This is a genomic window from Streptomyces sp. NPDC001933 (assembly GCF_042890955.1).
Lineage (GTDB): Bacteria > Actinomycetota > Actinomycetes > Streptomycetales > Streptomycetaceae > Streptomyces.
Genome location: NZ_JBIASS010000019.1, coordinates 64912 through 76651 on the forward strand (window position 1 = coordinate 64912; position 11740 = coordinate 76651).

Consider the following 11740-nt stretch of genomic DNA (forward strand, 5'->3'; position numbering starts at 1 on the left):
GGCCGCGGTGGACGACGAGAGGCCCTGGATGCCGCCCGGCCGCCCTCCGGGCGTAGGCGGCGGTTTGACGGCAGGCCCTAGAGTTGGGCCCGAACTCCCGGGCGGATCCGGGAAGACCGTAAGCACCACGATCTGCAGGGAGCGCATGACGTGCGGCCGGTAGGCAGCAAGTACCTCCTGGAGGAGCCGCTGGGACGCGGCGCCACCGGCACCGTCTGGCGTGCCCGCCAGCGGGAGGCCGCGGGCGCCGAGGCGGCCGTCGCGGGTGAGCCCGGCGAGACCGTGGCGATCAAGGTCCTGAAGGAGGAGCTCGCCAACGACGCCGACGTCGTGATGCGGTTCCTGCGCGAGCGCTCGGTGCTGCTCCGGCTCACCCACGAGAACATCGTGCGCACCCGCGACCTGGTCGTCGAGGGTGACCTCCTCGCCCTCGTCATGGACCTGGTCGACGGCCCCGACCTGCACCGCTACCTCCGTGAGAACGGCCCGCTCACCCCGGTCGCCGCCGCGCTGCTCACCGCGCAGATCGCGGACGCGCTCGCCGCCAGCCACGCCGACGGCGTCGTCCACCGCGACCTGAAGCCCGCCAATGTCCTGCTCGACGAGCGCGACGGCCAGATGCACCCGATGCTCACCGACTTCGGCATCGCTCGCCTGGCCGACTCCCCGGGGCTCACCCGGACCCATGAGTTCGTCGGCACGCCCGCCTACGTGGCGCCCGAGTCCGCCGAGGGCCGCCCGCAGACCTCCGCCGTCGACATCTACGGCGCGGGCATCCTGCTCTACGAGCTGGTCACCGGCCGTCCGCCGTTCGCCGGCGGCACCGCCCTCGAAGTGCTGCACCGGCACCTCAGCGAGGAGCCCCGCCGCCCCTCCACCGTCCCGGCCCCGCTGTGGACGGTCATAGAGCGCTGCCTGAGCAAGGACCCCGACCGGCGGCCCAGCGCCGAGAACCTGGCCCGCGGCCTGCGCGTCGTCGCGGACGGGATCGGCGTGCACGCCAGCTCCGCCCAGATCGCCGCGGCCGACGGCGTGGGCGCCCTGCTCGCCCCCGACCCGGCGCCCACGGCCGTTCCGCAGACCCCCGGCGCGGCGGACCCGACGCAGGTGCTGCCGAGCAACGCCGGCTCGTACGACCCGAACGCCGCCACCAGCGTCATGCAGCACGCCCCCGGCCAGGGCACGGGCGGGCACGCCGACCCGACCTCGGTCCTGCCGCCCGTGCCGCCGCGCCCGGACGGCCCTCCGCAGCCCGAGGAGCCGCACCCCTGGCAGTCCCAGCTCCGGGCGGCCCGCGACCGCAACGAGCAGACCCAGGTTCAGTACCTCGACCCGGGCCAGGACCCGCTGCGCCGCCGCCCCCAGCGCCCGCAGCCCCAGCAGCCTCAGCAGCCCCAGCGGAGGCAGCAGCCGCCGCCGCATCAGCAGTACCAGCAGCCGCAGCAGCAGTACCCCCAGCACCAGCAGCAGTACCAGCCGCAACCCCAGCCCCAGCCCCAGCGGCAGCAGTACGCGCCCCCACAGCAGCCGGCGCCCCAGCCGCCGGCCCCGCGCCAGCCCCGCGAGCCGAGGCAGCGCAGCGCCAACCCGATGCGGATCCCCGGCCTCGGCTGTCTCAAGGGCTGTCTGTTCACCCTGGTGCTGCTGTTCGTCGCGGGCTGGCTGATCTGGGAGCTGACCCCGCTGCAGGACTGGATCGGCCAGGGCAAGAGCTACTGGCAGGCGATCACCGACACGGTCTCCACCGTCACGGACTGGATCTCGAAACTGGGCGGCGGCGACGGCGGTGGCAGCAGCAGCGGCAACACCGGCCCCTGAGCGCGGTCGCGACATCAGCCCCTGAGCCGTGGCCGGGACACCGGCCTCCGAGGGGCCGCAACACCATCAAATCTGTAGCTATATCGACTTCCGCGGGCCAGTTTCCACCGCATATCGCCCGCGGAAGTGAAGGTTGGCACCATCCCGGGCACTCAACCCCCCGGCCGACGCGTAACTTTGTCGACCGGGGGTCATGAGCGACGGTCCATCGCCAGCCGCTGAGGGAGCAGTCTTGGCACGGAATATCGGCAGCCGGTACACCGCACACCAGATCCTGGGGCGCGGCAGCGCCGGCACGGTCTGGCTCGGCGAGGGGCCCGAGGGCCCGGTGGCCATCAAGCTGCTCCGCGAGGACCTCGCGTCCGACCAGGAACTCGTCGGCCGCTTCGTCCAGGAGCGCACCGCCCTGCTCGGGCTCGACCATCCGCACGTCGTCGCGGTCCGCGACCTCGTGGTGGACGGCAACGACCTGGCACTGGTCATGGACCTGGTACGCGGCACCGACCTGCGCACCCGCCTGGACCGCGAACGCCGCCTCGCCCCCGAGGCCGCGGTGGCGATCATCGCGGACGTCGCCGACGGCCTCGCCGCCGCGCACGCGGCCGGAGTGGTCCACCGCGACGTCAAGCCGGAGAACATCCTGCTCGACATGGAGGGCCCGCTCGGCCCCGGCGGCTCGCACCCCGCGCTGCTCACCGACTTCGGCGTGGCCAAGCTGATCGACACCCCCCGCCGCACCAAGGCCACCAAGATCATCGGCACGCCGGACTACCTGGCCCCCGAGATAGTCGAGGGGCTGCCGCCGCGCGCCGCCGTCGACATCTACGCCCTCGCCACCGTCCTGTACGAACTCCTCGCCGGCTTCACGCCCTTCGGCGGCGGACACCCCGGCGCCGTGCTGCGCCGGCACGTCACGGAGACGGTCGTACCGCTCCCCGGCATCCCCGACGAGCTCTGGCAGCTCCTGGTCCAGTGCCTGGCCAAGGCCCCCGCCTCCCGGCTGCGCGCCTCCGAGCTCGCGGCCCGGCTGCGCGAGCAGCTCCCGCACCTGACCGGCATCCCGCCGCTCGACGTGGACGAGCCGGGCACCGAGCCGGAACCTCAGACGTACGACGAGCAGCAGTACACCCCCGCCCCCGAGGAACCCCGCCGCCGCGGCGCGGTCCCGCTGGTCCCCGGCTCGTCCGCCGACTCCAACCGCGACACCCACACGAGCATGCGCGTCCCGGCCCCCGACGAGCTCTCCGGCGGCCCCCGGGGCACCGCCAGGGCCCCCCGCTCCCCGGGCACGCCCCGCCCCGGCTCCGCCCGCAACAAGTCCGCGGCCGTCCGCAAGCGCCGCCTCACCCTGGGCGCCGCGGCCCTGGTGCTGCTGGTGGCGCTGGGCGTGGGCGGCTGGCTGGCGCTGAGCGACGACGACGCGGGCGCACCCGCGCGGGAGACGGGCAACTCGGCGCCGGGCACGCCCTGACCCGAGGGCTCGGCGAGGAGGCTCCCGGCGGGCCCGGGAGCGGCCGGGGAAGGCGCCCGGCACGCGCCCCCACAGGCGCCCGGCACATGGTCGCGGGGTCCTGATCATGCGGCCCGAGGAACGTCCGTGCCGACAGCCGTTACGCTGGACCCGTGGCAGTCGTCGATATTTCCGAAGAGCTGAAGTCCCTCTCCTCGACCATGGGGTCGATCGAGGCCGTCCTGGACCTGGATGCGCTGAGGGCGGACATCGCCGCGCTCGAGGAGCAGGCGGCAGCGCCTTCCCTCTGGGACGACCCGGAGGCGGCGCAGAAGATCACCAGCAAGCTTTCGCACCTCCAGGCCGAGGTCCGCAAGACCGAGGCCCTCCGCGGCCGGATCGACGATCTCGAAGTCCTCTTCGAGCTCGCCCAGGACGAGGGCGACGCCGACGCCCTGGCCGAGGCCGAGTCCGAGCTGGAGTCGGTCCGCAAGGCGCTGGACGAGATGGAGGTCCGTACGCTCCTCTCCGGCGAGTACGACTCCCGCGAGGCGCTGGTCAACATCCGGGCCGAGGCCGGTGGCGTGGACGCGGCCGACTTCGCCGAGAAGCTCCAGCGCATGTACATCCGCTGGGCCGAGCGGCACGGGTACAAGACCGAGGTCTACGAGACGTCGTACGCGGAAGAGGCCGGCATCAAGTCGACCACCTTCGCCGTCCAGGTGCCGTACGCCTACGGCACGCTCTCCGTCGAGCAGGGCACCCACCGGCTCGTCCGGATCTCGCCCTTCGACAACCAGGGCCGCCGCCAGACGTCCTTCGCGGGCGTCGAGGTGCTGCCGGTGGTCGAGCAGACCGACCACATCGAGATCGACGAGTCCGAGCTGCGCGTGGACGTGTACCGCTCGTCGGGCCCCGGTGGCCAGGGCGTCAACACCACGGACTCCGCGGTCCGCCTGACCCACCTCCCGACCGGCATCGTCGTCTCGTGCCAGAACGAGCGCTCGCAGATCCAGAACAAGGCATCCGCGATGAACGTCCTCCAGGCGAAGCTCCTCGAACGCCGACGCCAGGAGGAGCAGGCCAAGATGGACGCCCTCAAGGGCGACGGCGGAAACTCCTGGGGCAACCAGATGCGGTCGTACGTCCTGCACCCGTACCAGATGGTCAAGGACCTGCGTACGGAGTTCGAGATGGGCAACCCGGAAGCGGTCTTCAACGGCGAGATCGACGGCTTCCTGGAAGCGGGCATCCGCTGGCGCAAGCAGCGGGAGAAGTAGGAACAGCAAGCGTTCACGGCGGTGCCGGAATCCCCACGGGGTCTCCGGCACCGCCGCTTTTCGTCGGCCGCACGGGGCCGTTCCCGAAGGGGAGTTGAGGCTTCGGGTTGCGCGGGAGCTGTGGCGAGTGCGTCACAGTCGTGACTCCGAATGAAGACCAACTGCGAATAAAGCAGTGCATATTGCACGGAACGGCCTTGACGTAGTCCTTAACTGTGGACAGGGTGCTAGGGCAGCATGCGTATGTCTGGGACGGGTGTGAACGGGGGCGGGCGGCATGACCACGGCTCCAAGTGGCGCTGCTCGGAGCGAACCCCGCAGAGCCGGGGCCCGCATATGGCTGCTCCACTGACGAGAACAGCTACTGGGGGTAGCAGCACATGACGAAGAAGACGCGACTGCGCGTCGCGCGGATCGCCGCCGGTGCGGTCATCGCCGCCGGCGCCTCGCTCACTGCCGCCGGTGCGGCATCGGCGGTCGGTATCGGTGTCGACCTCGGCGTCGTCTCCGCGAAGGCGGAGGTCGACGAGGGCGGCCTGGGCATCGACGCCGGCATCAAGGCGCCCGCGGCTAGCACCGACGGTGCCGACATCGGCGGCGGCGTCGACGCCGGTACGGACGCGGGCACGGATGCCGGTACGGACGCTGGCACCGACGCGGGTACGGACGCCGGGACCGACGCGGGTACGGACGCCGGGACCGACGCGGGTACGGACGCCGGGACCGACGCCGGGACCGACGCTGGTACGGACGCTGGCACCGACGCCGGGACCGACGCCGGGACCGACGCTGGTACGGACGCTGGCACCGACGCCGGGACCGACGCGGGCACCGACGCCGGGACCGACGCTGGCACCGACGCCGGCACCGACAACGGTGGCCAGGACAACGGCGGCAACGGCAACAACGGTGGCAACGGCAACGGCGGCCAGGACAACGGCGGCAACGGCAACGGCGGCAACGGCAACGGTGGCCACCAGTCCGGCGGCAACGGCAACGGCGGCACGGACAACGGCGGCACGGACAACGGCGGCACCTCCGGCAACGGCGGCACCACCGGCTCCGCCACCGGTGGCGACGACGCCTGCACCGTCGACCTCGACGGCGCGAACTGCGCGGACAACACCACCCCCGACTCCGCCGGCAACCAGCCGGTCGAGCAGGGCAAGGGCAAGGACGAGCTCGCCGAGACCGGTGCCGCCGAGACCACGTTCCTGCTGGTCGGCGCCGCGACGATGATTGCCGGAGGCATCGGCTTCCGGGTCATGCCGCGCCTGATGGGCAGCCGTTCGGTCGCCTAAGGGTCACCTGCGGTAACAGATAGGCACAGAGGGGCCCGGGACGCCGATCGGCATCCCGGGCCCCTCCGCGTACACGTCCCGACGCCTGCGGGCGGTCCGGTGGAGCGCGCGGCTACGCGGTCTGGTGCGCCAGCAGCGCCAGCGCGCCCAGCAGCACCACCAGCAGGGCCACCAGCATCGCCGGGTTCAGCCCGGCGAACATTCCCTGCTCCTGTTCCTGCTGCAGCCGCGCGCGGCTTGCCCGGCACACGGGGCAACGGCCCTCGTTGACGGGTGCCGCGCAGTTCGCGCACACCAGTCGGTCATAGGTCATGCGCTTTCCTCCTCCCGCGCGGCGGAGCCGCATACGCTTTCTCTCCGCACAACGCTCATGGAAACGCAACCGTTCCCCCTACCACTGTGCCAGCTCGCGCGGATTTCGGCGCGGCCCGCCGGACATCACCCGATCCATAGTGCTTCGGACCTGCTTCGCACCGGCTTCCGACCGATCCCGTTCCGCCATAAAACGCCCATCCTCGGACGCGCGCCTGCACGCCTCAGTCCGGGTCGCGTAGTGTCACGCACACCTACTCCCGGCCGACCGTGGTGCATCCGTGATCCGATTCGACAACGTCTCCAAGACCTACCCGAAGCAGAGCCGTCCCGCTCTACGGGATGTGTCTCTCGATATCGAGAAGGGCGAGTTCGTCTTCCTGGTGGGCTCATCCGGCTCCGGCAAGTCCACCTTCATGCGACTCATCCTCCGCGAGGAGCGTGCCAGCCAGGGCATGGTCCACGTCCTGGGCAAGGACCTCGCGCGCCTGTCCAACTGGAAGGTGCCGCACATGCGGCGCCAGCTGGGCACCGTGTTCCAGGACTTCAGGCTCCTGCCCAACAAGACCGTTGCGGAGAACGTGGCGTTCGCGCAGGAGGTCATCGGCAAGCCGCGCGGAGAGATCCGCAAGGCGGTGCCCCAGGTTCTCGACCTGGTCGGCCTCGGCGGCAAGGAGGACCGGATGCCCGGTGAGCTCTCCGGTGGTGAGCAGCAGCGCGTGGCGATCGCGCGGGCGTTCGTGAACCGCCCCATGCTGCTGATCGCGGACGAGCCGACCGGCAACCTCGACCCGCAGACCTCCGTCGGCATCATGAAGCTGCTGGACCGGATCAACCGGACCGGCACCACCGTGATCATGGCGACCCACGACCAGAACATCGTCGACCAGATGCGCAAGCGCGTCATCGAGCTGGAGAAGGGCCGTCTCGTACGCGACCAGGCCCGCGGCGTCTACGGCTACCAGCACTGAGCACCGAGCACTGAAAGGACGCCATGCGCGCCCAGTTCGTCCTGTCGGAGATCGGCGTCGGCCTCCGTCGCAACCTCACGATGACCTTCGCCGTCGTCGTCTCCGTCGCCCTCTCGCTCGCCCTGTTCGGCGGCGCGCTGCTCATGCGCGAGCAGGTCAGCACGATGAAGGACTACTGGTACGACAAGGTCAACGTCTCGATCTTCCTCTGCAGCAAGAGCGATGTGACCTCGACTCCCAAGTGCGCCAAGGGCGCTGTCACCGCGGAGCAGAAGAAGCAGATCCAGACCGACCTCGACAAGATGGACGTCGTCGACACGGTCACGTACGAGTCCGCCGACCAGGCGTACAAGCACTACCAGGACCAGTTCGGCGACTCGCCCATGGCGAGCAACATCACGCCGGACCAGATGCAGGAGTCCTACCGGGTCAAGCTCCACGACCCGAAGAAGTACAAGGTCGTCGCCACCGCCTTCGCCGGCCGTGACGGGGTGCAGTCCGTCCAGGACCAGAGAAGCATCCTGGACAACCTCTTCCAGCTGATGAACGGCATGAACGTGGCCGCACTCTTCGTCATGGCGCTGATGCTGGTCATCGCGTTGATGCTGATCGTGAACACCGTCCGGGTGTCCGCGTTCAGCCGGCGGCGCGAGACGGGCATCATGCGGCTGGTGGGGGCCTCCGGCTTCTACATCCAGATGCCGTTCATCATGGAGGCCGCGTTCGCCGGTCTCATCGGCGGTGTCCTGGCCTGCGTGATGCTGCTGGCGGGCCGGTACTTCCTGATCGACGGCGGCCTGGCGCTCCAGAGCAAGCTGAATCTGATCGACTTCATCGGCTGGGACGCGGTCTTCACCAAGCTGCCCCTGGTCCTGGCAATCGGCCTGCTGATGCCCGCCGTTGCCGCGCTCTTCGCGCTCCGCAAGTACCTCAAGGTGTGACAAGCGCCCCCTCGGTGCGCGGCCAACCGGCCGTGCGCCGAGGGGGCGTTGTCCTAGACTCGGCGACATGTCGGGCCCCACGCAGTGTTTCGGGCCCCGCGGCGTCCGCCGCGGGGCTGCTCTGACATTGGTCTTCGCGGGCGTGCTGGCCACCGGGGCGGTCACCGGCTCGCTGCCCCGCGGCGGCGCGAAGTCCGAGGCCCTGGCGAGCCGTTCCGTCGCCTCCACCGTCGACCAGGACGAGGTGGCCGACGCCGCCGCGCGGGCCGTGGCCGACGGCAAGTCCGGCAAGGAGGCGGCCGAGGAGGTCGTCAGCCGCAGCGGCGACCGCTGGGGCGCGGTGTACGACGAGCGGCAGTACGAGGAGTTCGAGCAGGCCCTGGACGGCTCGTACACCGGTGTCGGGATCGCCGCGAAGCGCTCCGCCGACGGGCAGGTCGAGGTGGCCCGGGTGCAGCCCGGCGGCCCCGCCGACCGGGCCGGCATCGAGCCCGGGGACCTGCTCCGCACGATCGACGGCCACCGGGTCGACAAGCGCCCCGTCGCCGAGGTCGTCGCCCTGCTGCGCGGAGACCGTACGGAGGCCGCCGCGGGCTCCACCGTCGTCCTGGGCATCGGGCGCGGCGCCCGCCTGCGGACCGAGACGCTGCACCGGGCCAGACTCACCACCGACCCCGTGACCGTGCGACGACTCGGCCCCCCTCGTTCCGCCGCCTCCTCCTCGTCCTCCCCCTCGTCCTCCTCCGGGGCCGTGATGATCGAGGTCGACTCGTTCACCAGGGGCTCGGGCGCCAAGGTCCGTGACGCGGTCCGGGACGCGCCGTCGGACGCCGGGGTGCTCCTGGACCTGCGCGGAAACTCCGGCGGCCTGGTCGCCGAGGCCGTCACCGCCGCCTCCGCCTTCCTGGACGGCGGCCTGGTCGCCACGTACGACGTGCACGGCGAGCAGCGCGCCCTGTACGCGCAGCCGGGCGGCGACACCGGCCGCCCCCTCGTCGTCCTGGTCGACGGCGGCACGATGAGCGCCGCCGAACTCCTCACCGGCGCGCTCCAGGACCGGGGCCGCGCCGTCACCGTCGGCTCACGGACCTTCGGCAAGGGCTCGGTCCAGATGCCGAGCAAGCTCCCGGGCGGATCGGTGGCCGAGCTGACCGTGGGCCACTACCGCACTCCGGCCGGGCGCACCGTCGAGGAACACGGCATCACCCCGGACCTCGCGGTCGGCTCGAAGGCCGAGCAGCGGGCCGAGACGGTATTGAGTGGCCTCGGGGGTGGGTCGTAGTGCGAAAATGGCCGCACTATGGCTAAGGAAAAGGACACAGGGCGCAAGCTCATCGCGCAGAACAAGAAGGCGCGGCACGACTACCACATCCTCGACACCTACGAGTGCGGCCTCGTGCTCATGGGCACCGAGGTCAAGTCACTGCGGCTGGGCCGGGCCTCCCTGGTGGACGGCTTCGTCCAGATCGACGGCGGCGAGGCATGGCTGCACAACATCCACGTGCCCGAGTACGTGCAGGGGACCTGGACCAACCACTCGGCCAAGCGGAAGCGCAAGCTGCTGATGCACCGGGCCGAGATCGACAAGCTGGAGTCGAAGTCGGGCGAGACGGGCCACACGATCGTGCCGCTCGCGCTGTACTTCAAGGACGGCCGGGTCAAGGTCGAGATCGCCCTCGCCAAGGGCAAGAAGGAGTTCGACAAGCGCCAGACCCTCCGCGAGAAGCAGGACACGAGGGAGACCAACCGCGCGATCGCGGCGGCGCGCAGGCGCCAGCGGAGCGCGTAGCACCGGCTCGGGCAGCCGGTGGCAGGAATAGGCTGGCATCGTCGCGCGTTGGTCACGTACGATGGCACTGCACCTCACAGCAGGTGCACGCATTGAAAACAAAACATGGGGATGATCGGTTTCGACAGCGGATGTCGAAGCAGGGGAAGCGTGTCGAGGAAGCGGCAATGATCTCGTAAACCATATGTCGCAACCAATAATCGCCAACACCAAGCGCGATTCCTTCGCCCTCGCTGCCTAAGTAGCGACTTGCGAAGTGTCAGCCCGGGGGTGATCCCGACCCGGATCCTGGCATCATCAAGGGATCTAAACTTCTAGACCCGGTCACGGGGCCTAGAAGGAAATCAAACAGTGACTGAGCCCGTCGGAGACTTGTTCGCGTGATTTCCGGGGCTGAGAAAAGCGCAGCGAACTGCACACGGAGAAGCCCTGATTCTGCACCGTTGGACGCGGGTTCGATTCCCGCCATCTCCACAATTCCCATGTGAACGAGGACCCCGTTGCCCACCGGCAGCGGGGTCCTCGTTCTTGTGCCGGTCATCGGCCCCGGGGATGCTTTTGCCGGTCACCGTCCCCGGGGTGCCCGGACCCCGGCCGCCGTGACGGCCAGTGCCAGGCCTGCCGCGCAGACCGGTACGACGTAGCCCGTCACCCGGCCCGTGTGCTCGACCATCCAGCCGCCGGTCGCCGAACCCGCGGCGATTCCGCCCAGCAGTGCGGTCACGGCCAGCGTCATGCCCTCGTTCAACTGGCTCTCCGGAGTGAGGCGTTGCACCAGGGTCATCCCGGTGACCATGGTCGGTGCCGTCGCCGCGCCGGCCAGCAGCAGCGCGCCGGCGAGGGCGAGCAGTGAGCCGGTCGAGGCGGCGGCGAGCAGCGGCAGGGACATCAGGGCCGTCATTCCGGTCAGGCAGACCAGCAGCCGGCGCCGGATGTCGGCGGCCGGGCGCAGCGAGCCGTACAGCAGGCCCGCCACGCACGAGCCGGCCGCCTGGAGCGCCAGGATCGCGCCTCCGGCGTGGGCGATCGTGACGACCTCCATCGCGCCGAAGACCGCGCCGGTGGCGAGGAAGGCGGCGAGCAGCGCGGGCATGCCCCGGGTGCGGAGCGGGGAGCCCGCGTGGGTGCGGGGTGCCACCGGTGGTTCGGTGGCGCGCTGGGCGGCGAAGATCAGGACGCCGGTCATCAGCAGGATCGCCCCGACGAGCGTTCCGGCTTCCGGGAAGAGCGCCGCGCACAGCAGTGCGGCGAGGGCCGGGCCGAGCATGAAGCAGAGTTCGTCGGCGGCCTGTTCGAAGGAGTTCGCGGTGTGCAGGGCGGCCGGGTCGCCCCGGTGCAGATGGGCCCAGCGGGCCCGGGACATTCCGCCGGTGTTGGGGGTGGTGGCGGTCGCGGCGTAGGAGGCGAAGAGGGTCCAGGCCGGGGCGTCGTAGTGGACGCAGAGCAGCAGGGCGAGCGAGCCGAGCGCGGCGATCGCGGTGGCGGGCACCGCGATCCTGGCCTGCCCGTACCGGTCGACGAGCCGGGCCGTCCAGGGGGCGACCACCGCCGTGGCGGCGAGGCCGGTCGCGGTGACGGCTCCGGCCAGGGCGTACGAGCCGCGCGACCCGGCGATCATGATGACCGCGCTGACGCTGAACATCCCCATGGGCAGCCTGGCGATCAGATTGCCCACGGTGAAGGCGCGGGCGCCCGGGGTGGCGAGCAGCCTGCGGTACGGGTTGGTGGAGGCCCGCCGGGCGGGGGCGGTGCGCTGGGCGATGACCAGCAGGTCACCGGAGACGGTGAGCAGGGGGTCGGTGGCGGGGTTTCTCTCGTACGGCATGGAGCAAGCCTCCGGGCAGGCGGTCCCCGGGGTCCAACACCTTCTCCGCGCCG

General features: G+C 71.0%; 10 protein-coding genes and 1 other RNA gene. 9 read left to right on the plus strand and 2 right to left on the minus strand.

Annotation, left to right across the window (positions count from 1 at the left end; all coding sequences use genetic code 11):
- The first annotated feature begins 150 nt into the window (after positions 1–150).
- The 4 genes from ACFYY7_RS34580 (at position 151) to ACFYY7_RS34595 (ending at position 5849) form a co-directional block, all read left to right on the plus strand.
- A complete protein-coding gene (locus tag ACFYY7_RS34580; protein ID WP_388667790.1) occupies positions 151–1818 on the plus strand; it encodes a serine/threonine-protein kinase in 1668 nt (555 codons plus the stop codon).
- Between the two features lie 232 nt (positions 1819–2050).
- Positions 2051–3289, plus strand: coding sequence for a serine/threonine-protein kinase (locus tag ACFYY7_RS34585; RefSeq protein WP_388667791.1), 1239 nt, complete (start codon positions 2051–2053; stop codon positions 3287–3289).
- Between the two features lie 152 nt (positions 3290–3441).
- The gene (gene prfB, locus ACFYY7_RS34590; RefSeq protein ID WP_124723230.1) at positions 3442–4548 is read left to right on the plus strand and encodes a peptide chain release factor 2; all 1107 of its coding nucleotides are present in this window, start codon (positions 3442–3444) and stop codon (positions 4546–4548) included.
- Positions 4549–4928: 380 nt separating this feature from the next.
- The gene (locus ACFYY7_RS34595) at positions 4929–5849 is read left to right on the plus strand and encodes a hypothetical protein (protein ID WP_388667792.1); all 921 of its coding nucleotides are present in this window, start codon (positions 4929–4931) and stop codon (positions 5847–5849) included.
- Between the two features lie 112 nt (positions 5850–5961).
- On the opposite strand, the gene ACFYY7_RS34600 is transcribed toward ACFYY7_RS34595, so the two are convergent.
- A complete protein-coding gene (locus ACFYY7_RS34600) occupies positions 5962–6162 on the minus strand; it encodes a hypothetical protein (RefSeq protein WP_266732537.1) in 201 nt (66 codons plus the stop codon).
- A 280-nt stretch (positions 6163–6442) separates the two neighbouring features.
- On the opposite strand from ACFYY7_RS34600, the gene ftsE reads away from it, so the two are divergent.
- The 5 genes from ftsE (at position 6443) to ssrA (ending at position 10339) form a co-directional block, all read left to right on the plus strand.
- Entirely contained in the window at positions 6443–7132 is a 690-nt protein-coding gene (ftsE, locus tag ACFYY7_RS34605; protein ID WP_030922922.1) for a cell division ATP-binding protein FtsE, read from the plus strand.
- 23 nt (positions 7133–7155) lie between these two features.
- The gene (gene ftsX / locus ACFYY7_RS34610; protein WP_383722055.1) at positions 7156–8073 is read left to right on the plus strand and encodes a permease-like cell division protein FtsX; all 918 of its coding nucleotides are present in this window, start codon (positions 7156–7158) and stop codon (positions 8071–8073) included.
- 67 nt (positions 8074–8140) lie between these two features.
- Positions 8141–9355: a S41 family peptidase gene (locus ACFYY7_RS34615; protein WP_388667793.1), complete on the plus strand. Its 1215-nt coding sequence runs from the start codon at positions 8141–8143 to the stop codon at positions 9353–9355.
- An 18-nt stretch (positions 9356–9373) separates the two neighbouring features.
- On the plus strand, positions 9374–9862 hold the full coding sequence (smpB, locus tag ACFYY7_RS34620; protein WP_356087135.1) for an SsrA-binding protein SmpB: 489 nt from the start codon (positions 9374–9376) through the stop codon (positions 9860–9862).
- Positions 9863–9969: 107 nt separating this feature from the next.
- Positions 9970–10339, plus strand: a transfer-messenger RNA (tmRNA) gene (gene ssrA, locus ACFYY7_RS34625).
- Between the two features lie 88 nt (positions 10340–10427).
- On the opposite strand, the gene ACFYY7_RS34630 is transcribed toward ssrA, so the two are convergent.
- A complete protein-coding gene (locus ACFYY7_RS34630; protein WP_388667794.1) occupies positions 10428–11687 on the minus strand; it encodes an MFS transporter in 1260 nt (419 codons plus the stop codon).
- Positions 11688–11740: the final 53 nt, after the last annotated feature.

What these genes read in the sequence shown, in the direction of transcription:
- ACFYY7_RS34595 (WP_388667792.1), top strand. Translation starts at nt 4,929, where the DNA reads ATGACGAAGAAGACGCGACTGCGCGTCGCGCGGATCGCCGCCGGTGCG.
- ACFYY7_RS34600 (WP_266732537.1), bottom strand. Translation starts at nt 6,162, where the DNA reads ATGACCTATGACCGACTGGTGTGCGCGAACTGCGCGGCACCCGTCAAC.
- ftsX (WP_383722055.1), top strand. Translation starts at nt 7,156, where the DNA reads ATGCGCGCCCAGTTCGTCCTGTCGGAGATCGGCGTCGGCCTCCGTCGC.
- ACFYY7_RS34615 (WP_388667793.1), top strand. Translation starts at nt 8,141, where the DNA reads ATGTCGGGCCCCACGCAGTGTTTCGGGCCCCGCGGCGTCCGCCGCGGG.
- smpB (WP_356087135.1), top strand. Translation starts at nt 9,374, where the DNA reads ATGGCTAAGGAAAAGGACACAGGGCGCAAGCTCATCGCGCAGAACAAG.
- ACFYY7_RS34630 (WP_388667794.1), bottom strand. Translation starts at nt 11,687, where the DNA reads ATGCCGTACGAGAGAAACCCCGCCACCGACCCCCTGCTCACCGTCTCC.